Raw genomic sequence first — 22,803 nt, 5'->3', positions numbered from 1 at the left:
CCAATGCGCTATTGACCAGCCTTCACCAATACCGGCTTCTCCTGATACCGATCCGGATACAGCTGCTTCAACTGCGCCACCTTTGGCAGGTCATTGATCACGATGTAAGGGTACGTCGGGTGCTCCGTGAGGAAGTCCTGATGTTCCTCCTCCGCCGGGTAAAAGCCGTTGTAGGTTTCCAGTTTGGTAACGATGGGTTTGCGGAACGAATGGGCGGCGTCGAGCTGAGTGATGTAAGCCTGGGCGACGCGTTGCTGTTCAGTGCTTTTCGGGAAAAGTGCCGATCGATACTGGGTGCCAATGTCCGGGCCCTGGCGGTTGAGTTCGGTGGGGTTATGGGCCACGGAGAAGTAGATTTGCAGCAAGGTGCCATAGCTGACCTGAGCAGGATCGAAGGTGACTTCTACGGACTCGGCATGACCTGTATTGCCTTCGCTGACCCGATCGTATTGAGCGGTATTGGCTGCGCCACCGGCATAACCGGAAACAGCATTTTTCACTCCTTTGACATGCTGAAACACGCCTTGGACGCCCCAGAAGCAACCGCCCGCAAAGACCGCCGTTTCGCTGTGTGCCTGGGAGGTCTCGTCAAGCGTTGGCGGCGGGATAATGACCGCGTCTTCGGCAGCTCCGAAAGAGAACGCTATGCACTGGCTGATAACACTGGCGGCGGCCAATCCCAGTAGGGTGCCTCGCCAGTTATATAGGGTTTTCATCAGCTGTCTCCTCAGTGAATGGGGCTATTAACCAAACGGCTATCAACCAAAGGTAAATGCATACGCCGACACACCCGGATCGAGAAACTCAATGCTGAATGTCCGATCCCTTACACCTGCGGTCTGGCGCACCAGTTGATACAACCGCTGCTCGGTGACGCTGCCGCTACCATCGGGCGCCACGTCGACACCGTGGGCATCACCTGGGGGCTTGCCGTCAATCAACACTTTGAAACGCACCGGCTTGCCGTCAGCACCGGGGCCCAATACCAGATGCAGATCGCGAGCGTGGAAGCGGTAGACGATACGACTGGCCGGTGCGTTTGAAACGGCCCGCTCCGGACCGACAGTCCATTGACCCTCCAGGCTCCAGTTATTGAGGGCCAATTGTGACGGCGGGCTATAGGCCGTCACCTTGTCTGGCGCCAGATCGGTTTCAGCAACGAAATGCTCCGCCCGCCGGTAGCCGACATAGGTTTCCGGCGATTGCACTTCACTCATGTCCGGGGCGAGCTGGACACCCTCGGCACGAGCATTTATCAGCCCGTCCGCGACCTTCTCGGCTCCCGCCTCACGCAGCAGTTGTTGAATCACTCGCTCCGATTCGGCGTATTTGCCCTCGCCAAAGTGGTGGTAACGAATGCGCCCCCGGGCATCGGCAAAATAGTGGGCCGGCCAGTATTGGTTGTTGAAAGCACGCCAAACCTTGTAGTCGTTATCGATTGCCACCGGATAAGTGATACCCAGGTCTTTCATGGCTTTGGTGACGTTGCCTATATCACGTTCGAAGGCAAACTCGGGCGTATGGACGCCGATCACCACCAGGCCTTGATCACGATACTTCTCGGCCCACGCCTTCACATACGGCAGGGTGCGCAGGCAGTTGATGCAGGAGTAAGTCCAGAAATCCACCAGCACAACCTTGCCCTTCAAGGCTTGGGCAGTGAGAGGTGGAGAGTTGAGCCATTGCACAGCGCCGTCCAGAGATGGAAGGTTGCCTTCAATTGGAAGTGTGTCCGGTGTCTTCGCCGTCATTTTCATGCTGCCAGCGGGTTGATCGCCGCCCCGTGGAGTCTGCGACATCATCGCCCCACTGTCGGTCGACAACTTACTGGCCAGTCGGCTTACCAGCGCCTGCTCGATATCGCCAGTAGATGCCGTCGAGACACGCGCCAAAATCCCGGTATCCAGCCCCAAGGCGATCGCCACCACACCGGCCAGCATCGCGACTCCCAAGCCTCGACGCAGCCACTCGCCTGCGCCTATCGAGCGCTTCATCGCAGCGAAGACTTTACCGCCCAGCAGCAGTGCCGCGGCGAGAGAGGTGGCGGCGCCGGCCGCGTAAACCAGTAGCAACAGGGTGGTGGCGACATTTGCCCCTTGCAGCGCCGCGCCAGTCAGCAACAGGCCCAGAATCGGCCCGGCGCAGGGTGCCCAGAGCAGTCCCGTGGCGACGCCGATCAGCAACGACGCACCGGGTCGCGGCCGGGTATCGGCACCCGCGGCCTCCGACAGCCGACCTCCGGCCGCCACCAATGGACGCGTCAGGCGCTCGGCCAACCGGGGCAGCAACAGCGTCAGCCCGAACAGTGCAACGAACAGCAACGCGAGCCAGCGACCGTACTGATTGACTTGCACCACCCAACCGCCGCCCACCGCCGCCAACGAGGCGACGAGCGCGAAGGTCAGCGCCATCCCCGCCAGCAGCGGCAAGCCACTCTTGATAAACGGCTGCCCGGTGCGAGCGAAGACAAAGGGCAATACCGGCAGAATGCACGGGCTGACGATCGTCAGCACACCACCGAGATAAGCGAGGACCAGAAGCCACATAACGTCGACCTGCATGAAGTGAGTGAAAGGAAGTGCCCATGGATTACGCCTGCGGCTTGAAGGTCAGGGCCAGACCGTTCATGCAGTAACGCAGACCAGTGGGCTTTGGCCCGTCTTCGAAAACATGACCCAAGTGACCGCCGCAACGACGGCAATGAACCTCTTCGCGCAGCACGCCGAAGGAACGGTCCCGACGGGTGGCCACCGCGTTGTCCAGTGGCGCCCAGAAGCTCGGCCATCCAGTGCGGCTGTCGAACTTGGTGTCGGAGGAAAACAACGGCAGATCACAACCGGCGCAGGCAAAAACGCCTTTACGGTGCTCGTTGTTCAGCGGGCTGCTGTAGGCCCTTTCGGTGCCCTCTTCGCGCAGGATTTCGTACTGCTCGGCGCTGAGCTTGGCGCGCCATTCGCTATCGCTGTGGGTCACCTCGAAAACCTCCTCCGCGCGGGCCTCATCGATCAGCGCGACGCTTGCGGAAAATTTTGGCAATACACCGACAACCAGGGCTGCAGCCCCCAGTCCGCCGCTCGCTACAAGAAACTGTCGCCGTGAAAACATGGGCCTTCTCCAAAATTCCAGATGCCTTGCATGGAACACAGCCTAGGCTTGAGTTGATCGCCAAATCCTCACGAGGAGTTAAATAATTCGTGATAACTCAACCTCAGGAAAACCCGCACAATGTGTTCATTGCGTCACAAAGGATTGAGCTCCATGGAACAGACCAAACGCGTCCTGGTGGTCGAGGACGACCTGCATATCGCCGACCTCATCTGCCTGCATCTGCGCGACGAGCAGTTCGAGGTGGTGCACTGCGCCGACGGCGATGAGGGCATGCGACTGCTGCAGCAAGGAAGCTGGGACGCACTGATCCTCGACCTGATGCTACCCGGCGTCGACGGCCTGGAAATCTGTCGCCGCGCCCGGGCCATGGCCCGCTACACACCGATCATCATCACCAGTGCGCGCTCCAGTGAAATGCATCGGATTCTGGGGCTGGAACTCGGTGCCGACGATTACCTGGCCAAACCCTTTTCCATGCTCGAACTGGTGGCGCGGGTCAAAGCATTGCTGCGCCGGGTCGACGCCATGGCCCGTAACCTGAAAATGGATGCTGGCAGCCTGATCAGCGATGGCCTGTCCATCGACCCGATCACACGTGAAGTATCCCTCAATGGCCGTCGTCTTGACCTCACGCCGCGAGAGTTCGATCTGCTGTACTTTTTTGTCCGCCAGCCCGGCAAGGTCTTTTCGCGCATGGACCTGCTCAATGCGGTGTGGGGCTACAGCCATGAAGGCTACGAGCACACGGTCAACACCCACATCAACCGCCTGCGGGCCAAGATCGAGGCCGATCCCGCGCAACCGGCGCGCATCCTCACAGTGTGGGGTCGTGGTTATAAATTCGCGACGAGCGGAGAGCAGCCATGAGGCTGACCCTGACCCAACGCCTGTCCCTGGTGTTCGCCGTGCTGTTACTGGTGTGCTGCGGCACCTCGGCATGGATGCAGGTGCGCTCCAACCACATGCATGAACTGGAGGTGGTGCAAGGCTTGTCGCGGGATCTGGCGCAACACATCGCCCACGACACCGTGCTGATGGACCGCAATGGCCCGATGCCCAATGCCGTGCGCGAACTGTTCAGCCAGCTGATGCTGGTCAACCCCAGCGTCGAGGTCTATCTGCTGGACACCGGAGGCCGGATTGTCGGCAGCGCCGCCCCGGAGGGCCGGATACGCCGTGAGCAGGTCGATCTGGCGCCGATCCAGCGTTTGCTCAAAGGCGAGGCCCTGCCGATTCTCGGCGACGATCCGCGCAGCGTCGATGGCAGCAAGGTGTTCAGCGCCGCGCCATTGCGGGTCAATGGTCAACCGGCCGGTTATCTCTATGTGGTGTTGCTCAGCGAGGAGCACGACCGCTTCGCCGAACGCGGCGCCACCAGCGCAGCGCTCAATACCGCTTTGTTGTCCATTGGGCTGGTGGCGTTGCTGTGCCTGATTGCCGGCCTCACGGCATTTGCCCTGATCACCCGGCCATTGCGCCGCTTGACCGAAAAAGTCAGTCAGTTCGACATCAACGGTGTTCCGTCCGCCTCGCCCGAACCAGAGCCTGAACCGGTAGAAAAGGCCGCCAGCCACGATGAAATTGCCATCCTCGACGCCGCCTTCCGGCAGATGCAAGCGCGCCTCGGAGAACAATGGCGCTCGCTGACCCGCCAGGATCAGGAACGTCGCGAACTGGTGGCGAACATCTCCCACGACCTGCGCACACCGCTGGCCTCACTGCATGGTTACCTGGAAACTTTGTCGCTCAAAGACGCCACATTGTCCCCCGCCGATCGCCGTCGTTATCTGGGGATCGCCCTGGATCAAAGCCGCAAGGTCGGTGGCCTGGCGCAATCGCTGCTGGAACTGGTGCGGCTGGAGCACGGTTTCGTGCAACCGGTGCTGGAGCGCTTTTCGCTGACCGATCTGGTGCAGGACATCTTTCAGAAATTCGAACTCAGCGCCGAAGCGCGCCAGATCGAACTCAAGGCCACCTTCGCCCCCAACGTCTCGGCAGCCTGCGCAGATCTTGGGTTGATCGAGCGGGTGCTGACCAACCTGTTCGACAATGCGCTGCGCCATACGCCCCAAGGTGGAGAGATCGAACTCAGCCTGCGCCCACAAGGACCTTTTATCGAAGTGACAATCAGCGATACCGGCCCGGGAATCGCTCCCGAACTGCGCGAAGGTCTGTTCCTGCGCCCGTTCAACATTGGCGGCGCACGGCGCGATGGCGGATTGGGGTTGCGGATCGTGCACCGGATCCTGCAATTGCATGGTCGAGAGATCCATCTGATAGATATTCCCGGACGCGGCGCGACCTTTCGCTTCTCGTTACCGGTGGATGAGCAGACCGCCGAGCACTGGGCCGTTGGGTCGACGAATCCGAACGCAATGAGGAAATAGTCGACAGCTCTGGCCATAGCAACGGCTATTATCCTGGTCCTCATTTTTCGGCAAGGAACGCTGCGCAATGCTCATCACCCTGCAAAACACCCCGCTGTGGGTTTACGTGATTTTTTTGGTGTTGTGTTACTTCGGGGTCAAAGCGCTTTATCCGACCCATGAAAGCAAAGCCGCATTACTTGTCACTCCGCCGGCCTTGCTGGCATGGTCCCTGTTTTCATTGGACCTCACGCTGAACCCTCAGCTCTCGGTGGGTTGCTGGTTGGTCACGTTTCTGCTAGGCAGCCTCGCGGCGCTGGTGTTTTTTTCACGCAAGGGCGTGGAACTGGATGATCCGGAAACCGGGTTGATCGTGCCGGGCAGTTGGAAGACGCTGGTGCTCTACCAGCTGTTTTTTGCCGTAAACTTTTACTTCGGCTATCAGGACGACGTGCATCCGGAACAGGCCGCTACGCTTGAGGTGCTGCTGTTCAAGGCTTCGGCGTCGGGATTTGTCTATGGATTGATCTGCGGACGGTCACTGAAACTTTATCGACTGTTGCTGGAGCTTCAGGCGCAACGTCCCAAAGTGGCTGCCGGTTAAAAGCCCCTCGCCAAAAATGCTGACCAGCCGCCTGTTCATCCGTGACAACGCAGCCTCGGTCCAATAGATTAGACGGCCTGAAAAGGCTTCGTGCTTTCTCGCCTCAATCCAAGTTAAAAGAAGTAGTGAAATTTCAATGTCCGATTCCAATACCGCTGAATCCGTAGTCACCTTGTCGTCCAAAGCGGAATACGAAAACTCCATCAATCTTTCACAACACGTGCCTCAGGCCAAGACCATCAGCGAGATGGTTCTGGACGCTTTTCAATCCACCCGGGAAAGCGACCAGATCCGCGAACTGCGCGCCGCGATTCGCCAGGCTCATGACAGCTTCGACGACGATAAAGCCTACGAATTGATGGGCGAACTCAAGCAATTGAAAGACGCCGAAGCGGCCGACATTGCCGCCCTGGAAGACCTGAGCAGCAAATTCCCGATCAGCCGCATTCTGTCCAGCTTCAAAGATGACCCGGCGTTCCAGGAAATCGTTTATGGCCTGGCGCTGAAGGTACTGAACCAGACTCACCAGGCCATCAGTAACCCGAGCAGCGGCAAAAGCAAAGCGGCTCGCGCCAAGAAAGACGTCGAAGTGTTCACCATCAGCAAGGACGGCATCAGCGTCACCCTGCCCCTGCGCACCCCGCGCTCGCGCCTGAACGTTGACCGTGAAGCGCTGGAGTTCCTGGGCTTCACTTTCGTCGGCGAAGGCGAAGAAGCGGAGCTGGAAAGCGAAACGTTCCTGGACAATGCCGGGGCCGAACAAGCGGTCAACCGCAAGAACATCATCACCGCGCTTCAGCAGCAAACCGCGTTCGACGGCTACAGCATCGCCGCGCAGTAACGCTAAGCGCTGCACATAAAAATCCCCGTCATCAGAGCGGGGATTTTTATTGCCTGTTCGCCTGATTAGCTTTTTTCTGATGCAACGCGGCGCGGCCATCGCGAGCAGGCTCGCTCCCACAGGGGGTTCAGCGTTGAACACAAAGATGATGGCAACACCGATCCAGTGTGGGAGCGAGCCTGCTCGCGATCGGGACGACACGGTCCGTCAAATAGCCCCCCAATAAAAAGCCCCGCCATTCTCTCGAAGGGCGGGGCTTTTCTTTACAGCATCCGAAGCTTAAGGCGCGTAAGTCAGCAACAGCTCACTCGGCACTTTAAAATCCAGCGACATCATCACGCTCAACGCGGTAATGGTGAAGATCGAGAACACGAACAGCTTGCGTGCCCAGACCGTGTCATCCACTGCCTTGTAGCCGGTCCAGGCCATGTACAACCAGTACATGCCCATGGCCGCGGCGACGGCGAGGTAGCTCATGCCGGCGTAGCCGCTGAAGGTCAGCATCAAGGTCGCTACGAGGAACGCCAGGATGTAGAGCAGGATGTGCTTCTTGGCCACTTCAATTCCGCGCTTCACCGGCAACACCGGAATCGATGCGGCCAAATAATCGTTGAAGCGGAAGATTGCGATGGCGTAGGAATGCGGCATCTGCCACAGGCTGAACATCACCAGCAGCGTCAGTGCGGCCATGTCGAAGCTGTTTGTCACAGCTACATAGCCAATCACCGGCGGCATCGCCCCTGACAGACTGCCCACCAGCGTGCCGTGAACCGACTTGCGCTTGAGGTACAGACTGTAGAAACCGACGTAGATGACGAAACCGATCACCGCGAACAACGCAGCCAACGGGTTGGCCACCTTGTACAACAGTGCAACGCCGAAAACACCAAGGATGGTCGCAAAAGCCAGGGCCAGTTTCAGGGAGATCAGGCCCTGGACCAGCGCACGGTTCTTGGTGCGTTCCATCTTCAGGTCGATGTCGCGGTCGATGCAGTTGTTGAACACGCAACCGGAAGCGACCACCAGGGACGTGCCGATCATCGCAGCCAGGAAAATGGCCAGATCGACATGCCCTTTGGAGGCCAGGAAAAATCCGCCTGCCACAGAAAGCACGTTACCGAAAATGATCCCCGGTTTGGTGATTTGGATAAAGTGCTTGAGGGACATGCGGACTTACCTCACTTCGCCATCATGAACGTGTGGATGCTGAACATGATCCACAGCGACAGGCCAACCAGCAGGACGATCACGATCGCGGCGAAGACAAACGCAATCACGTTGTTACGCTGCGCGGCCGAACGGTCCAGGTGCAGGAAGTACACCAGGTGCACCAGCACCTGGACGATCGCGAACGCCAGGACGATCAACAGGGTGATCGACTTCGGCAACGTCGGGTACATCACCAGACCGAATGGAATGACGGTCAGGATCACCGACAGAATGAAACCGATAGCGTAGGACTTGACGCTGCCGTGGCCGGCGTCGTGGCTATCGTGGGAATGAGCGTTAGCCATTTACATAGTCCCCATCAGATAAACAACGGTGAATACGCAGATCCACACCACGTCCAGGAAGTGCCAGAACAGGCTCAGGCAGCTCAGACGGGTCTTGTTGGTCGAGGTCAGGCCATGCTTGTTGACCTGATACATCATGATCGCCATCCAGATCAGACCGCTGGTCACGTGCAGACCGTGGGTCCCGACCAGGGTGAAGAACCCGGACAGGAAGCCGGAACGGCTAGGGCCGTAGCCTTCGGAGATCAAGATGTGGAACTCGTTGATCTCCATGCCGATGAAGCCCAGGCCGAACAGGAAGGTCATGGCCAACCAGCCCAGGACCTGCTTCTTGTTGCCCCGGTAGAACGCCAGCATGGCGAAGCCGTAGGTGATCGAACTGAACAACAGCAGAGCGGTTTCGCCCAGCACGTATGGCAGTTCAAAGATGTCGTGGCCCGACGGGCCACCCGCTACGTTGTTAACCAGTACCGCGTACACCGCGAAGATCGACGCAAACAGAATGCAGTCGGTCATCAGGTAGAGCCAGAAACCGTATACGGTCATCTCGCCCGAGTCGTGGTGATGGTCATCATGCCCATGTCCATCGACATGGGTGTGTCCAGCATTGGTCACTAAGTTCGACATGGTTTAAGCCTGTTCCAACGAGGTTTCAACACGGGTGGCGGTGGCTGGAACTTTCCCGGCCGCTACCAGACGCTTGTGCTGCTCGGCTTCGATGCGCTCGATTACGTCGACCGGCACCATATAGCCTTGATCATCACGTGCAGCGTGGATCACGAAGTACACAACAGTGCCGACCAGGCTTGCGATGGCCAACCACCAGATGTGCCAGATCATCGCGAAACCGAACACGGTCAACAGAGCACCCATGACCACACCGGTGGCGGTGTTGTTTGGCATATGGATCGGCTCGTACCTGGCCGGAGCCTTGTACGCGGTGCCGTTTTCCTTGGCTTCGGTGAACGGGTCGATGGTTTCTGCTTTTGGCAGCACGGCAAAGTTGTAGAACGGTGGTGGCGAGGAGGTCGACCATTCCAGGGTATGGGCATTCCACGGGTCGCCGTGTTCACACATGTTCTGCGGCAGCTTGCGGTCACGGATGCTCACGTAGAGCTGGATCAGCTGGCAGGCGATACCGACGGCGATCATCACCGCACCGAACATGGCAACGTACAGGTACGGTACCCACTCTGGGTTGGTGGTGGCGTTCAGACGACGGGTCATGCCCATGAAGCCCAGTGCATAGAGCGGCATGAACGCGACGAAGAAGCCGCTGATCCAGAACCAGAACGCTGCCTTGCCCCAGCCTTCGTGCAGCTTGAAGCCGAACGCTTTCGGGAAGTAGAAGGCGAAACCTGCGATGTAGCCGAATACCGCGCCGCCGATGATCACGTTATGGAAGTGCGCGATCACGAACAGACTGTTGTGCAGAACGAAGTCAGCACCCGGAATGGCCAGCAGTACGCCGGTCATGCCGCCGATGGCGAAGGTCACCATGAAGCCCAGGGTCCACAGCACTTGGCTGGTGAAACGCAGACGGCCCTGGTAGATGGTGAACAGCCAGTTGAATAGCTTCACACCCGTCGGGATAGAAATCAGCATCGTCGCCAGACCGAAGAAGGCGTTGACGCTGGCACCCGAACCCATGGTGAAGAAGTGGTGCAGCCAAACCATGAAGCCCAGGATCGAGATCGCGCCCGATGCGTAGACCATCGAGTGGTGGCCGAACAGTTTCTTGCCGGTGAAGGTCGAGATGACTTCGGAGAAGATACCGAACGCAGGCAGGATCAGGATGTACACCTCAGGGTGACCCCAGGCCCAGAACAGGTTGACGTACATCATCGGATTGCCACCAAGTTCGTTGGTGAAAATGTGGAAATCCATGTAACGGTCAAGCGTCAGCAGTGCCAGGGTAGCGGTCAGGATCGGGAACGAAGCCACGATCAGGACGTTCGCCCAGGTGCAGGTCCAGGTGAAGATCGGCATGTCCATCAGCTTCATGCCAGGGGTACGCATTTTCAGCACGGTGGCCAGGAAGTTGACCCCCGTCAGCGTCGTACCTAGCCCGGATAGCTGTAGCGCCCAGATGTAGTAATCCATCCCCACGCCCGGGCTGTATTGCAGGCCCGACAGCGGCGGATAGGCAACCCAACCGGTCTTGGCGAACTCGCCAACGCCCAGGGACAGGTTGATCAGCACTACGCCGGAAACCAGCAGCCAGAAGCTCAGGGAGTTCAGGAACGGGTAGGCAACGTCACGCGCGCCGATCTGCAGCGGCACTGCAAGGTTCATCAGGCCGGTGAAGAATGGCATTGCCATGAAGATGATCATGATCACACCGTGAGCGGTGAAGATCTGGTCATAGTGTTCAGGTGGCAGGTAGCCAGGCGAACCCTCGGTGGCCATGGCCAACTGGGTACGCATCATGATGGCGTCGGCAAAACCGCGCAGCAACATGACCATGGCGACGATGATGTACATCACGCCGATTTTCTTGTGGTCGACCGACGTCAGCCACTCGGTCCACAAGTAGGTCCACTTCTTGAAGTAGGTGATTGCAGCGAACAGCGCCAGACCACCGAGCGCGATCATGGCGATGGTTACCATCACGATCGGTTCGTGGAACGGGACCGCTTCCCAACTTAATTTACCAAACATCGTTTACTCCTCTGCCCCGGCAGCTGAATGCGAGTTCATGTCCATTCCTTGCGTAGCGGCCACTTCTTTCTCTTTCTTCTCGTGCTTGACCTTCGGACCCGGTTTCATGCCTTCGTACTTGTCGACGATGGTCTGGAACAGGTTCGGCGTGACCGAGGAGTAGAGCTCGACTGGGTTGTTCTGGCTTTGCTTGGCAAGGGCTGCGTATTCAGCTTGTTCAAGCTTTTTAGGTGCCTTTTTGACTTCGCTTACCCAGGCGTCGAAATCTTCCTGAGAAGTGGCGATCGCTTTGAATTTCATGCCGGTGAAACCAGCGCCGCTGTAGTTGGCGGAGATACCGTCCATTTCAGCGTTTTCGTTGGCGATCAGGTGCAGTTTGGTCTGCATGCCCGCCATCGCGTAGATCTGGCCGCCCAGAGCAGGGATGAAGAACGAGTTCATCACGGCGTCAGAGGTAATGCGGAAGTTGATCGGGGTGTGCGCCGGGAACACGATCTTGTTGACCGTGGCGATGCCTTGTTCCGGGTAGATGAACAACCACTTCCAGTCCAGCGCGACCACTTCAATGGTGATCGGCTTGACGTCGGATTCCAGCGGCTTGTAAGGGTCCAGGGCGTGGGTCGACTTGTAGGTGACGTAACCCAGGGCAATGATGATCAGGACCGGAATAGTCCACACCGCGATTTCGATCTTGGTGGAGTGGGACCATTTAGGCGTATAGACGGCGTCCTTGTTGGAGGCGCGGTATTTCCAGGCGAACGCGAAGGTCATGAAAATGACCGGCACGACGACCAACAGCATCAGCAGCGTTGCGGTGATGATCAGGTTTCGCTCGTCCAGACCGACCTGGCCCTTGGGATTGAGCAAGGTCATGTTGCAGCCTGACAGCAACAACGTGCCGAGCAGCGGCAATAAGCCTAGTAGTCTGGGGTACCTGTTTTTACTCATCTCACGACCTCTAAAGCAGCTTGCGCAATGCAGTTGGGTTTTGATCGCCAACACTTCACCCTGCCAAGGGTTGGCATTTTTCTTGGATTGAATAAGGGCCTGCCCGTCGCGCGTCAGACGCTGTTCGACAATTGCTGGGCCTGCGGTGAGTTCTTATTCGAATTCGTGGTCAAGGGCCTTGTTACAGACCAATTCCATTTGGTGCGGATAGTCGGAAGGCACCGACACCTGGGAGTCGCATGAAGCCATCAGGCCTCTCGACACCCTGGTTCTGCTCATGCACCTGAGTAAGGGTGAGCAGTGCCGGGAATTCAGTGCGGGCGATTGTAGATATGTAACGATTCATAAACCATGTCTCATCCCGAAATAATTTATATCCGATCCGACAACAATCATTAACGGCTTTTGCAAAAGTGCGCCATGGTATCGAAATTCATTCTCAACAAAAACACCAAAAATAGTAGGTCTACCACGCGAAGTTCAGACAGCTTCCAAGGCTCTGCGCTCGCCTTCGACCCGGCTCTACCCCCTATGTGACAAGGGCTTTGCCATTTTTCCAGGCCCTGTTAAAACTGCCTGTTTCGACTGACGAGCGCTGAAACCGACAGTGCCTGGAAGAGCAGGTTTTTGCTGCGAAGCGATGCCCTGAATCAGCGATTTGAAATGCCTTGCGACACTCAAGCTGTGACAACATGTCGCATACGTGTCGCACCCTTCCTTGTCGAGCATCAAGGTCTTTTTACCTGACCTGCGAATATGCAAACGCCCCGGCCTCTCAACGAGAACCGGGGCGTTTTTTTGCTTCCTGCAACAGTACGACGTACAGCCTCAGCGCAGCGCTTTGCGGTTACGCGAAGTGAGCAGCGGCACCAGCACCACGATCAGCACGAACGCCAGCAGCGCCCACTGTGCCAGGGACAAGCCGAGGATCGGCGGGTACGGCGTAGAGCAGAAGCCATCGACCTGGAAGCCCAGCGGGAAGATCTTCGCCAGCGGCAGGCCGTCGACGATTGGCTGCAGCACATCGATACCGCAACTGACCGCCGGGTAAAACTGGGTATAGACGTGATGCCCGGCCACCCCGGCGCCCGCAATGGCGCAGATCACCACCAACGTTTCGAACAGCGTGACGCTGCGGCGGGTGCGCGTCGCTGCGCCGATAAAGGCGAACAGCGCAATCAGCAACAGCGCGTAGCGTTGCAGGATGCACAGCGGGCACGGAGCCTCGCCCAGAGCCACCTGCATGTACAGCGCACCACCGATCAGCGCCAGGCAGATGATGCCCAGAAGCACCAAATAGCGCCGTTCACGTCCCAACCGCATCGTTTCCTCGCTCATCGCGTTTCCCTTTTGTGTTCGTGGATATCGGTTGTCCGGAAGTCTACACGCTGACCCGATCTTTGAGAGCCTTGAACCGCCCCTGAACCCGGCCTTCTGGCGCCAATGCTGTTCACGAGAGTCTTGAGTCAGTGAGAAACCTGTGGCGAGGGAGCTTGCTCCCGCTTGAGTGCGTAGCACTCAGATTTTTGGGACCGCTACGCAGCCCAACGCGAGCAAGCTCGCTCGCCACAAGGAATAAACGATAAACCGGTTAAGGACGGATTAACTTTCCAGTGTTTTCAAGAATCGAGCCCCTGAAGACAGACCGGGTTGCTTACTGCTTCCACCGATCCGCCGCCGCATGATCGCTGTCACGCCCTTCCACCCAACGCGGTCCATCACGTGTGTTTTCTTTCTTCCAGAACGGCGCGCGGGTTTTCAGGTAGTCCATGACAAAGGCACAGGCATCGAACGCCGCCTGACGATGGGCGCTGGCGGCACCGACGAAGACGATCGGCTCGCCCGGCTCCAGCGCGCCGATGCGGTGCAACACTTCCAGCTTCAACAACGGCCAGCGCTGCTCGGCCTCCACCGCAATCTTGCCCAAGGCTTTTTCGGTCATGCCCGGGTAGTGCTCCAGAAACATCCCGGCGACGTCGAGGCCGTCATTGAAGTCGCGCACGTAGCCGACAAAACTCACCACCGCACCGACACCCACATTGGCCGCGTGCATGGCGTTGACTTCGGCGCCCGGGTCGAACGGCGTGGACTGCACACGAATCGCCATGGCTCAGCCCCCGGTCACGGTCGGAAAAAACGCGACCTCATCGCCATCGCTCAGCGGTTCGTCGAGCTGGCAGAGGTCTTCGTTGCGGGCGCACATCAGGTTTTGCTCGCTCAGTACCTCGGCGCCGTCACGTTGAGCGAGCAGCGCGCGCACATCATCGACCGTGGCGAAATCACCTTCGACCTTCACCGAGTCCACACCGAGCGCTTCACGGTAACGGGCGAAAAACTTCACAGTAACGTTCATGGCTGATCCGCCCGGAAATGGCCGCTCTTGCCGCCGAGTTTCTCCAGCAGCCGCACGCTCTCGATGGTCATGCCACGATCCACGGCCTTGCACATGTCATAGATGGTCAGCGCCGCGACGCTGGCGGCGGTCAGCGCTTCCATTTCGACGCCGGTCTGCCCGGACAACTTGCAGCACGCCACGATGCGCACGGTGTCGTCGCCTTCGGCACTGAGTTCGACCTTGACGCCGGTGAGCATCAACGGGTGGCACAAAGGAATCAGATCGCTGGTTTTCTTCGCCGCCTGTATGCCGGCGATCCGCGCCACGGCGAACACGTCACCCTTGGGGTGGCCGCCACTGACGATCATCTGCAGGGTTTCGGGCAGCATGCGTACCAGCGCTTGGGCCGTCGCTTCACGGAACGTCACGGTTTTTTCAGTGACGTCGACCATATTGGCGCGACCTTGGGAATCGAGATGAGTCAGCACAGGGATACTCCTGATCAGGAGCATCGATTGTAAACCTGTGGGTCAATTTTCCGCACGTTTGATTATCGGATAGACATGCCTCTGTAGGAGCGAGGCTTGCCCGCGAAAGCGATGTGTCAGTCACATTGATGTCGGATGTGCCGGCGTCTTCGCGGGCAAGCCTCGCTCCTACAAGGGGTTTTGTGTCGGGCATAAAAAACCGGGCGGTTTTGGGCCGCCCGGTTCTGGTGAGGGTTACAGATGCGATTCGGCGTATTCGGCCAGAATCGAGCGTGGCACCCCTTGCAGGGTGATGTGTACACCGTTGGGGAAGTCCTTGAAGCGCTCGGTCAAGTACGTCAGCCCGGAGCTGGTCGCGGACAGGTAAGGGGTATCGATCTGTGCCAGGTTGCCCAGGCACACCACTTTGGAACCGGCGCCGGCACGAGTGATGATGGTTTTCATCTGGTGCGGCGTAAGGTTCTGGCATTCATCGATGAGGATCAGACTCTGCTGGAAGCTGCGGCCTCGGATGTAGTTGAGGGATTTGAACTGCAACGGCACTTTGCTGAGGATGTAGTCGACACTGCCATGGGTGTTTTCGTCGTCCATGTGCAGCGCTTCGAGGTTATCGGTGATGGCGCCCAGCCAAGGCTCCATTTTTTCCGCTTCGGTGCCAGGCAGAAAGCCGATTTCCTGGTCCAGCCCCTGCACGCTGCGGGTGGCGATGATGCGCCGGTAGCGTTTGCTGACCATGGTCTGCTCGATGGCCGCCGCCAGGGCCAGGATGGTTTTACCCGAACCGGCCGCGCCGGACAGGTTGACCAGATGGATGTCTGGATCAAGCAAGGCGTACAGCGCCAGGCTTTGATAGATGTCACGCGGTTTCAGGCCCCAGGCTTCCTGGTGCAGCAGAGGTTCCTGATGCAGATCGAGGATCAGCAACTTGTCGACCTGGATTTCCTTGATCCAGCCAACAAAGCCCTGTTCGTCGATGATGAACTCGTTGACGTGTACCGCAGGCAGGTTGTCGATCAGCTGCACCTGGTGCCAGGTGCGACCATGATCCTGCCGGGTTTCTACCTTGCTCACCCGATCCCAGAACGAACCGGTCATGTTGTGATAACCGTTGGGCAACAATGAAACGTCGTCGACCAGTTGGTCGGTGCTGTAGTCCTCGGCCGCAATCCCGCAAGCCCGGGCCTTGAGGCGCATGTTGATGTCTTTTGTAACCAGCACCACGGGCAGTTTTGCATCGCGCGCGCGCAGGTCGATCAACTGGTTGATGATGATGTTGTCGTTCAGATGCTCGGGCAGAATGATGTTCGGCTCAGTGCGCTTGCTCATCAGAATTGACAGCAAACCCTTGGGCCCACTCTTGCCACGCTGAATCGGTACGCCGAGTTCGACGTCTTCGGGGCTGGCATCGCCCAACGTCTTGTCGATCAGGCGAATCGCCTGGCGGCATTCCGCGGCAACGCTGTGATGCCCGCTCTTGAGCTTGTCCAGCTCTTCAAGCACGGTCATCGGGATGGCGACGTGGTGTTCTTCGAAATTAAGCAGGGCGTTTGGATCGTGAATCAATACGTTGGTATCGAGTACATAAAGGATTGGCTGGTTGGAAGAAGGGCTACGTCCGTGATCATCCATACTCGGTCACCTTTGTGGGAGCCAGTCGACGCAATACCATGACAGTGCTGCGCCTCGAAGTGGCCGCCGAATTCACCTGCGAGGAGTCAAGTGAACTGCACACAAACTGGGGTCTTGGGAGACGCCACCTGTGTTGCAGGTTTCGGCGGTCTGTCTTCGTAATACTCCAAAACATGTGACAGAAAAAAGCACTTTGACGTTTTTTTGAAGTTTATTTTTCAGAGTGACGAATAGCCCTTGGCGTGCAGGCAATGTGCCGTTAAAGTCGGAAGTCCGCCTGCACCGATTTCTCTCCAGAAATCGCCCTTCACCCAATGTTTACGGCCTTTTGCAGTTTCAGCGAAACGCGTCCTGACAGTCTGCCCAACCGATCCCGCTTGGCGCCGTTTGCGTAATAAGCCAGGGCATCGCCGTTTTCAGCGCATCCTGCTTCACATTGAAATTGATCACCCCGTGCCGCCACAGCAGCATCAGGGTTAACACTCGTTGTGCGCTCTGGCTGCCCTTGAGCTTGCCGGCGCCGTCCTGGGCATCGATGTCCCACAATGCCACCCGCAAGCCCTGAGACGTGAAAAAGCCCTCGGCATCGGATCGACGTTGCCCCTCGGGCGGGCGAAACAACGGCACGTAATTCTCCGGCAGCTTGCCTTTGACCAGCTCGACGCTGCGTCGCACCGAGTCCTGCCAGTCTTGCCAGTGGCTGTGGGAGCGGAACTCCCAGCCTTGCACGCCAACGCATTGCTGCGAATAAGTCCCTTGCAGGCTGGCCACCGAACGCTCGGCCAGACGGGCCTGAATGTCCTTGCCGAGGACGAAGAACATAGCGCTCATGTTGGATTTGCGCAGGTACTCGGTAACCCAGGCGGTGTTATCTGGCGCGGCGTTGGCGGCGCTGTCGAAGGTCAGCAGGAACAGCCGGTCATTCATGGCATCGCCGTTGCGCTCATAGTCGCCAAAACGATCGACTTCACTGCTGGTCTGCGGGAACAGCGCGGCCTTGCGTAACTGCTCGTCCAGGTACTGGGCGTGGAACAACCGGCTCGGCTCGGCCCACTTGATGTAATAGCTGTCATCGCTCACCTGAAACTTCGCCGCTTGCTCACGCAAGGTGGCCATGTCCTCGACCAGGAAACAGAAGGAGGCATCCTGATCGCAACTCTGCTGGGCGAAGTTGTAATTGGTCAGTAAACGCTGCCACAAGCGTTGGCGCAGCTGGTTGACCGACTCCAGATTAAGGGTGCGCAGGCCCAGGCGTTGAGCCAGGCTTGCCTCATCCAGCGATTCACTGGCCAGCAGAACCCGGGCAAACATAAGGATTTCGGCCCGCGAGGCGACGTCGAACAACGTCGGGCTGCTGAGCTGTTCAGGCCAGGTGCTGCGATCCAGCGTCGCCACATCGCCCGGCGCCGCCATGGCGCCAAAGCTCAAGAGCCAGGCCGAGAATAGAAAAACGATACGCAATGGGATGTCTCCATAACAAAACCCGCGCGGCACTATAGCTGATCCCGCTCACATTCCCGCAGCAGCACCGATCTCCCGTAGGAGCGAGGCTTGCCCGCGAAGGCGGTGTGCCAGTTACCGATGATGCCGACTGATACACCGCCTTCGCGGGCAAGCCTCGCTCCTACAGGTTTTGTACACAGCTACCGATCACCTATGGCCTTGATAGCTGGAGTCAACAAGGACAACCCCCTAGAATCGCCGCCACGATTAAAGGAGACGACTTCATGCTGATGGTGATTTCCCCCGCCAAGACCCTCGATTACGAAACACCCCCGGCGACCCAGCGCTTCACTCAACCGCAATACCTCGACCATTCCCAGGAACTGATCCTGCAACTGCGCGACCTGACGCCAGCGCAAATCAGCGAATTGATGCACGTCTCCGACAAGATCGGCGGTCTCAATGCCGCGCGTTTCGGTAGCTGGACCCCGGCCTTCACCCCTGCCAACGCCAAGCAGGCGTTGCTGGCATTCAAGGGCGATGTGTACACCGGCCTGAATGCACAAACTTTCAGCGAAGCCGATTTCGATTACGCCCAGCAGCACTTGCGCATGCTCTCCGGCCTGTATGGCCTGCTACGCCCCCTGGATCTGATGCAACCCTATCGGCTGGAGATGGGCACCAAACTGGCCAATGCCCGTGGCAAAGACCTGTACGCCTTCTGGGGTACACGGATCAGCGAATGGCTGAACGAAGCCTTGGCCGACCAAGGCGACGACGTGCTGCTGAACCTGGCCTCCAACGAGTACTTCTCGGCGGTCAAACGCAGTGCCTTGAACGCGCGCATCATCAATACCGAGTTCAAGGATCTGAAGAACGGCCAGTACAAAATCATCAGCTTCTACGCGAAAAAGGCCCGCGGGATGATGAGTCGCTTCGTCATCGAAGAACGCATCAATGACCCGGCCGCTCTCAAGCAGTTCGACGTTCAGGGTTATCGCTACAGCGCCGAACAGTCTAAACCGGACAATCTAGTGTTCCTGCGCGATCACCCACCGGAGTAATGGAGCCTGCACTAAGTCAGCGCACGACACCCATTACTTCGTCGTGCGCGCCCCCTTTAATCGTCGAACAACTCCCTCCCTTTCGCCGTTTTATTGGCGCCAATATTCAAGCACTCCAATTTCTAACTTTAGTTTCACTCGACATTGAGCATTTTTTTCAGTAGTGGCACTGAAAATTTTTACTCGTAGTGGCAAAAACATATCCATAGCGACAATCGCCCCATATATAAAGGGCCAAACGGCAAGTGCTATCAATATGAAAGCAGTGCCATCTTTTTCAATATTTCAAGAAATTTCATAATTCGCGATGGGCGGACAGGAACTATGTCCAAATGCGCCGCTCATACCACCGGTAACGATTCTCTCGGTGATTGTGCGAGATAACTTACACAGACAAGAGATCGATGTAGCGAAGTTGTCACACTTACTTGAGCTTACTGATCCCTTATTTGGGCAATACATGAAGGACAGGAGATAACGCACCATTACTATCCCCTACAAGGCCACGGCTGCGCCCCTATAAACGTGCTCACCTGAGCACCCAACCGCTTGATTTACGGGCTTTCAGGCCTGGCATTGAGCGCGCAAGACCTTTGCACGAACGTCCTCTGACTAGAGGGTCGGCTGCATAACAGGGCACGTCATAACAATAAGGCCTGGCTGCGCACATCTTGAGTGCATTTATTTAGACACTCGGAACTTAGTATGCCTGCCCACGGCATTGTGGCGCCTTTAAGTCGCACTTGCGAGTGCACTATGACCGCTGAACACCATTAACTCCGGCCATGTAATGGCTTGATAAATACAGAGGTAATTGCGATGCGCATCAGCATATTTGGTTTGGGTTACGTCGGCGCAGTATGTGCCGGTTGCCTGTCTGCACGGGGCCATGACGTCGTTGGCGTCGATGTTGCCAAAGACAAAATCGATATGATCAACGCCGGCAAATCGCCTATCGTTGAACCGGGTCTGGGCGAACTTCTGAAGCAGGGTATCGAGACGGGCAAATTGCGCGGCACGACCAACTTCGCCGAGGCGATTCGCGACACCGACCTGTCGATGATCTGCGTCGGTACGCCGAGCAAGAAGAACGGCGACCTGGAACTGAACTACATCGAAGCCGTGTGCCGCGAGATCGGTTTTGTCCTGCGTGACAAGACCACCCGCCACACCATCGTGGTTCGCAGCACCGTCCTGCCGGGCACCGTGGCAAACGTGGTGATCCCGATCCTCGAAGACTGCTCCGGCAAAAAAGCCGGCGTCGACTTCGGCGTAGCGGTCAACCCTGAGTTCCTGCGTGAAAGCACCGCGATTGCCGATTACGATCTGCCGCCAATGACCGTTATCGGCGAGTTCGACAAGGCCTCGGGCGACGTTCTGCAATCGCTGTACGAAGAGCTCGACGCGCCGATCATCCGCAAGGACATCGCCGTTGCCGAGATGATCAAGTACACCTGCAACGTGTGGCACGCCACCAAGGTGACCTTCGCCAACGAGATCGGCAACATCGCCAAAGCAGTCGGTGTCGACGGTCGCGAAGTGATGGAAGTCGTCTGCCAGGACAAGACACTGAACCTGTCCCAGTACTACATGCGCCCTGGTTTCGCGTTCGGCGGCTCCTGCCTGCCTAAAGACGTCCGCGCCCTGACCTACCGCGCCGGTTCCCTGGACGTGGAAGCACCGCTGCTCAACTCGCTGATGCGCAGTAACGAGTCCCAGGTGCAGAACGCGTTCGACATCGTCTCCAGCCACGACAAACGCAAAGTCGCCCTGTTGGGTCTGAGCTTCAAGGCCGGCACCGACGACCTGCGCGAAAGCCCACTGGTTGATCTGGCGGAAATGCTGATCGGCAAGGGATACGACCTGAGCATCTACGACAGCAACGTCGAATACGCCCGCGTTCACGGTGCGAACAAGGATTACATCGAGTCGAAGATTCCTCACGTCTCGTCCTTGCTCAACTCCAACTTCGACGAAGTGATCGCAAACTCCGACGTGATCATCCTCGGCAACCGTGACGAGAAATTCCGCGCCCTGGCGCTGGAAGCTCCACACGGTAAGCAAGTGGTCGACCTGGTTGGCTTCATGTCCAAAGCCACCAGCGTGAGCGGCCGGACTGAAGGCATCTGCTGGTAACACACCTTCCTCGTAGGAGCCAGGCTTGCCGGCGAACCAGGCGACGTGATGTGTCAGGTACGCCGCCTTCGCGGGCAAGCCTCGCTCCTACAGGTCTGATGAGATCGACTTGGCTTTCTACGCCTGCCTTAACCCCATCGGGCCACCCCACAGGCTCGCCCGAGATCGAGACGGATGCAGATTATGCACAGGCTAAAGCACGGCCTACTTCAGGCCGCCGGTTGGCTGTTTTACCTAAGTTTACTGATGGGCATCGCCATGGCGTTGCCTGCGTCCACGTTCGACTCCGAGTCGAAGGACTTCATCTTCCTGATCGGTATCGTCGGTATCTGGCGCTACTCGATGGGTGCCACGCACTTTCTGCGCGGCATGCTGTTTCTGTACGTGGTCTACCCGCACCTGCGGCGCAAAGTGCGCAAGCTGGGCAAAGCGGCAGACCCGTCCCATGTATTTCTGATGGTCACCAGCTTCCGTATCGACGCCCTGACCACCGCTCAGGTCTACAGCTCGGTAATCCGCGAGGCCATCGACTGCGAACTGCCGACCACCGTGGTCTGCTCAATCGTCGAAATGTCCGATGAGCTGTTGGTCAAGAGCCTCTGGAAACGCATGAACCCACCGCCACGGGTCAAGCTCGACTTCGTGCGCATTCCTGGCACCGGCAAACGCGATGGCCTTGCCTACGGTTTCCGCGCCATCTCGCGCCACCTGCCGGACGACCGCGCCGTGGTTGCCGTGATCGATGGCGACACCGTATTGGCCGAAGGCGTCGTGCTCAAGACCGTGCCGTGGTTCCAGCTGTTCGGCAATGTCGGCGGCCTGACCACCAACGAGTTCTGCGAAGTACGCGGCGGCTACATCATGAGCGAATGGCACAAACTGCGATTCGCCCAGCGCCACATCAACATGTGCTCCATGGCCCTGTCCAAGCGCGTGTTGACCATGACCGGCCGGATGTCGGTATTCCGCGCCACCGTGGTCACCAACCCGGACTTCATCGCCGATGTGGAAAGCGACTCGCTGCAACACTGGCGCCTGGGCCGCTTCAAGTTCCTGACCGGTGACGACAAGTCGAGCTGGTTCAGCTTGATGCGTCTGGGCTACGACACGTTTTACGTGCCGGATGCCGCGATCCATACCGTGGAACACCCGCCGGAAAAGAGCTTCATCAAGGCCAGTCGCAAACTGATGTTCCGCTGGTACGGCAACAACCTGCGGCAGAACTCCCGCGCCCTGGGCCTGGGGATGAAACGCCTCGGCCTGTTCACGTCGGTGGTGCTGTTCGATCAGCGTGTATCGATGTGGACGTCCTTGCTGGGCCTGACCGTGGCCATCCTCGCCACCTTCAAGTACGGCAGCGCGTTCATCCTGGTTTACCTGCTGTGGATCGGCATCACTCGCCTGATCCTGACCGTGCTGCTGTCCTGCTCCGGTCACCGGATCGGCCCGGCTTACCCGGCGATTCTCTATTACAACCAGATCGTCGGCGCGCTGGTGAAGATCTACGTGTTCTTCCGCCTCGACCGACAGTCCTGGAGTCGCCAGCCCACTTCCCTGACCCGTGATCTCGCCAGCTTTCAAGGTTGGTTCAACACTTGGTCGTCTCGGACCATGACCTTCTCCGCCGGCAGCATTTTTGTCGCCGTGCTGCTGCTGATGGTCTGAC

The 22,803-nt window shown here is 58.1% G+C and carries 21 protein-coding genes; 7 read left to right on the top strand and 14 right to left on the bottom strand.

Translation table 11 applies throughout. The features are described 5' to 3' along the window. Window positions 1–8: 8 nt before the first annotated feature. The 3 genes from msrA to msrB are packed head-to-tail and all read right to left on the bottom strand — an operon-like array spanning window position 9 to window position 3,105. Window positions 9–716, bottom strand: coding sequence for a peptide-methionine (S)-S-oxide reductase MsrA (gene msrA, locus PMI18_RS24025; RefSeq protein ID WP_007896431.1), 708 nt, complete (start codon window positions 714–716; stop codon window positions 9–11). A gap of 42 nt (window positions 717–758) precedes the next feature. After that, window positions 759–2,546, bottom strand: coding sequence for a cytochrome c biogenesis protein DipZ (locus PMI18_RS24030; protein ID WP_007896430.1), 1,788 nt, complete (start codon window positions 2,544–2,546; stop codon window positions 759–761). Between the two features lie 43 nt (window positions 2,547–2,589). After that, a complete protein-coding gene (gene msrB / locus PMI18_RS24035) occupies window positions 2,590–3,105 on the bottom strand; it encodes a peptide-methionine (R)-S-oxide reductase MsrB (protein ID WP_007896429.1) in 516 nt (171 codons plus the stop codon). 153 nt (window positions 3,106–3,258) lie between these two features. On the opposite strand from msrB, the gene PMI18_RS24040 reads away from it, so the two are divergent. From PMI18_RS24040 to PMI18_RS24055, 4 genes are all read left to right on the top strand, one after another. Further along, window positions 3,259–3,975: a response regulator transcription factor gene (locus PMI18_RS24040; protein WP_007896425.1), complete on the top strand. Its 717-nt coding sequence runs from the start codon at window positions 3,259–3,261 to the stop codon at window positions 3,973–3,975. Next, window positions 3,972–5,495: a sensor histidine kinase gene (locus PMI18_RS24045; protein ID WP_007896424.1), complete on the top strand. Its 1,524-nt coding sequence runs from the start codon at window positions 3,972–3,974 to the stop codon at window positions 5,493–5,495. Before PMI18_RS24040 ends, PMI18_RS24045 begins: the two co-directional genes overlap by 4 nt. Before the next feature lie 67 nt (window positions 5,496–5,562). Next, window positions 5,563–6,078 carry a DUF6622 family protein gene (locus PMI18_RS24050; protein WP_007896423.1) on the top strand — a complete coding sequence of 172 codons (516 nt, stop codon included), beginning with the start codon at window positions 5,563–5,565 and terminating at the stop codon, window positions 6,076–6,078. Between the two features lie 136 nt (window positions 6,079–6,214). Then, window positions 6,215–6,919, top strand: coding sequence for a hypothetical protein (locus PMI18_RS24055; RefSeq protein WP_007896422.1), 705 nt, complete (start codon window positions 6,215–6,217; stop codon window positions 6,917–6,919). Between the two features lie 279 nt (window positions 6,920–7,198). Here PMI18_RS24055 and cyoE read toward each other — a convergent pair whose 3' ends face one another. The 11 genes from cyoE to PMI18_RS24115 all read right to left on the bottom strand — a co-directional run bounded on the left by cyoE (window position 7,199) and on the right by PMI18_RS24115 (window position 17,955). Then, entirely contained in the window at window positions 7,199–8,086 is an 888-nt protein-coding gene (cyoE, locus tag PMI18_RS24060; RefSeq protein ID WP_007896421.1) for a heme o synthase, read from the bottom strand. Between the two features lie 11 nt (window positions 8,087–8,097). After that, the gene (gene cyoD, locus PMI18_RS24065) at window positions 8,098–8,433 is read right to left on the bottom strand and encodes a cytochrome o ubiquinol oxidase subunit IV (RefSeq protein WP_007896420.1); all 336 of its coding nucleotides are present in this window, start codon (window positions 8,431–8,433) and stop codon (window positions 8,098–8,100) included. Then, complete coding sequence (locus PMI18_RS24070; protein ID WP_007896419.1) at window positions 8,434–9,060, bottom strand: cytochrome o ubiquinol oxidase subunit III; 627 nt, start codon at window positions 9,058–9,060, stop codon at window positions 8,434–8,436. A gap of 3 nt (window positions 9,061–9,063) precedes the next feature. Beyond that, window positions 9,064–11,094: a cytochrome o ubiquinol oxidase subunit I gene (cyoB, locus tag PMI18_RS24075; RefSeq protein ID WP_007896415.1), complete on the bottom strand. Its 2,031-nt coding sequence runs from the start codon at window positions 11,092–11,094 to the stop codon at window positions 9,064–9,066. A gap of 3 nt (window positions 11,095–11,097) precedes the next feature. Then, a complete protein-coding gene (cyoA, locus tag PMI18_RS24080) occupies window positions 11,098–12,042 on the bottom strand; it encodes a ubiquinol oxidase subunit II (protein ID WP_007896413.1) in 945 nt (314 codons plus the stop codon). A gap of 828 nt (window positions 12,043–12,870) precedes the next feature. Further along, window positions 12,871–13,380 (bottom strand): disulfide bond formation protein B, encoded by a 510-nt coding sequence (locus PMI18_RS24090; protein WP_033035930.1) that lies wholly within the window; start codon window positions 13,378–13,380, stop codon window positions 12,871–12,873. Window positions 13,381–13,696: 316 nt separating this feature from the next. Next, on the bottom strand, window positions 13,697–14,149 hold the full coding sequence (moaE, locus tag PMI18_RS24095; RefSeq protein ID WP_007896407.1) for a molybdopterin synthase catalytic subunit MoaE: 453 nt from the start codon (window positions 14,147–14,149) through the stop codon (window positions 13,697–13,699). 3 nt (window positions 14,150–14,152) lie between these two features. After that, window positions 14,153–14,395 carry a molybdopterin converting factor subunit 1 gene (gene moaD, locus PMI18_RS24100; RefSeq protein WP_007896406.1) on the bottom strand — a complete coding sequence of 81 codons (243 nt, stop codon included), beginning with the start codon at window positions 14,393–14,395 and terminating at the stop codon, window positions 14,153–14,155. Continuing rightward, entirely contained in the window at window positions 14,392–14,865 is a 474-nt protein-coding gene (gene moaC, locus PMI18_RS24105; protein ID WP_033035928.1) for a cyclic pyranopterin monophosphate synthase MoaC, read from the bottom strand. Before moaC ends, moaD begins: the two co-directional genes overlap by 4 nt. Before the next feature lie 234 nt (window positions 14,866–15,099). After that, window positions 15,100–16,494 carry a PhoH family protein gene (locus tag PMI18_RS24110; RefSeq protein WP_007896403.1) on the bottom strand — a complete coding sequence of 465 codons (1,395 nt, stop codon included), beginning with the start codon at window positions 16,492–16,494 and terminating at the stop codon, window positions 15,100–15,102. Window positions 16,495–16,830: 336 nt separating this feature from the next. Next, complete coding sequence (locus PMI18_RS24115) at window positions 16,831–17,955, bottom strand: polysaccharide deacetylase family protein (protein ID WP_033035926.1); 1,125 nt, start codon at window positions 17,953–17,955, stop codon at window positions 16,831–16,833. 266 nt (window positions 17,956–18,221) lie between these two features. Between PMI18_RS24115 and yaaA the strand changes: the two genes are divergently transcribed. The 3 genes from yaaA (at window position 18,222) to alg8 (ending at window position 22,802) form a co-directional block, all read left to right on the top strand. Beyond that, window positions 18,222–19,001 carry a peroxide stress protein YaaA gene (yaaA, locus tag PMI18_RS24120; protein WP_007896400.1) on the top strand — a complete coding sequence of 260 codons (780 nt, stop codon included), beginning with the start codon at window positions 18,222–18,224 and terminating at the stop codon, window positions 18,999–19,001. Window positions 19,002–19,820: 819 nt separating this feature from the next. Beyond that, on the top strand, window positions 19,821–21,137 hold the full coding sequence (locus PMI18_RS24125; RefSeq protein ID WP_007896396.1) for a nucleotide sugar dehydrogenase: 1,317 nt from the start codon (window positions 19,821–19,823) through the stop codon (window positions 21,135–21,137). A gap of 183 nt (window positions 21,138–21,320) precedes the next feature. Further along, window positions 21,321–22,802 (top strand): mannuronan synthase, encoded by a 1,482-nt coding sequence (alg8, locus tag PMI18_RS24130; RefSeq protein WP_429378078.1) that lies wholly within the window; start codon window positions 21,321–21,323, stop codon window positions 22,800–22,802. Window position 22,803: the final 1 nt, after the last annotated feature.

The organism is Pseudomonas sp. GM102 (assembly GCF_000282555.1).
GTDB lineage: Bacteria > Pseudomonadota > Gammaproteobacteria > Pseudomonadales > Pseudomonadaceae > Aquipseudomonas.
The sequence above is the reverse complement of the archived record's forward strand: the minus strand, read 5'-3'. Positions and strand labels throughout refer to the sequence as shown.

What these genes read in the sequence shown, in the direction of transcription:
- msrA (WP_007896431.1), bottom strand. Translation starts at nt 716, where the DNA reads ATGAAAACCCTATATAACTGGCGAGGCACCCTACTGGGATTGGCCGCC.
- PMI18_RS24030 (WP_007896430.1), bottom strand. Translation starts at nt 2,546, where the DNA reads ATGTGGCTTCTGGTCCTCGCTTATCTCGGTGGTGTGCTGACGATCGTC.
- msrB (WP_007896429.1), bottom strand. Translation starts at nt 3,105, where the DNA reads ATGTTTTCACGGCGACAGTTTCTTGTAGCGAGCGGCGGACTGGGGGCT.
- PMI18_RS24040 (WP_007896425.1), top strand. Translation starts at nt 3,259, where the DNA reads ATGGAACAGACCAAACGCGTCCTGGTGGTCGAGGACGACCTGCATATC.
- PMI18_RS24045 (WP_007896424.1), top strand. Translation starts at nt 3,972, where the DNA reads ATGAGGCTGACCCTGACCCAACGCCTGTCCCTGGTGTTCGCCGTGCTG.
- PMI18_RS24050 (WP_007896423.1), top strand. Translation starts at nt 5,563, where the DNA reads ATGCTCATCACCCTGCAAAACACCCCGCTGTGGGTTTACGTGATTTTT.
- PMI18_RS24055 (WP_007896422.1), top strand. Translation starts at nt 6,215, where the DNA reads ATGTCCGATTCCAATACCGCTGAATCCGTAGTCACCTTGTCGTCCAAA.
- cyoE (WP_007896421.1), bottom strand. Translation starts at nt 8,086, where the DNA reads ATGTCCCTCAAGCACTTTATCCAAATCACCAAACCGGGGATCATTTTC.
- cyoD (WP_007896420.1), bottom strand. Translation starts at nt 8,433, where the DNA reads ATGGCTAACGCTCATTCCCACGATAGCCACGACGCCGGCCACGGCAGC.
- PMI18_RS24070 (WP_007896419.1), bottom strand. Translation starts at nt 9,060, where the DNA reads ATGTCGAACTTAGTGACCAATGCTGGACACACCCATGTCGATGGACAT.
- cyoB (WP_007896415.1), bottom strand. Translation starts at nt 11,094, where the DNA reads ATGTTTGGTAAATTAAGTTGGGAAGCGGTCCCGTTCCACGAACCGATC.
- cyoA (WP_007896413.1), bottom strand. Translation starts at nt 12,042, where the DNA reads ATGAGTAAAAACAGGTACCCCAGACTACTAGGCTTATTGCCGCTGCTC.
- PMI18_RS24090 (WP_033035930.1), bottom strand. Translation starts at nt 13,380, where the DNA reads ATGAGCGAGGAAACGATGCGGTTGGGACGTGAACGGCGCTATTTGGTG.
- moaE (WP_007896407.1), bottom strand. Translation starts at nt 14,149, where the DNA reads ATGGCGATTCGTGTGCAGTCCACGCCGTTCGACCCGGGCGCCGAAGTC.
- moaD (WP_007896406.1), bottom strand. Translation starts at nt 14,395, where the DNA reads ATGAACGTTACTGTGAAGTTTTTCGCCCGTTACCGTGAAGCGCTCGGT.
- PMI18_RS24110 (WP_007896403.1), bottom strand. Translation starts at nt 16,494, where the DNA reads ATGGATGATCACGGACGTAGCCCTTCTTCCAACCAGCCAATCCTTTAT.
- yaaA (WP_007896400.1), top strand. Translation starts at nt 18,222, where the DNA reads ATGCTGATGGTGATTTCCCCCGCCAAGACCCTCGATTACGAAACACCC.
- PMI18_RS24125 (WP_007896396.1), top strand. Translation starts at nt 19,821, where the DNA reads ATGCGCATCAGCATATTTGGTTTGGGTTACGTCGGCGCAGTATGTGCC.
- alg8 (WP_429378078.1), top strand. Translation starts at nt 21,321, where the DNA reads ATGCACAGGCTAAAGCACGGCCTACTTCAGGCCGCCGGTTGGCTGTTT.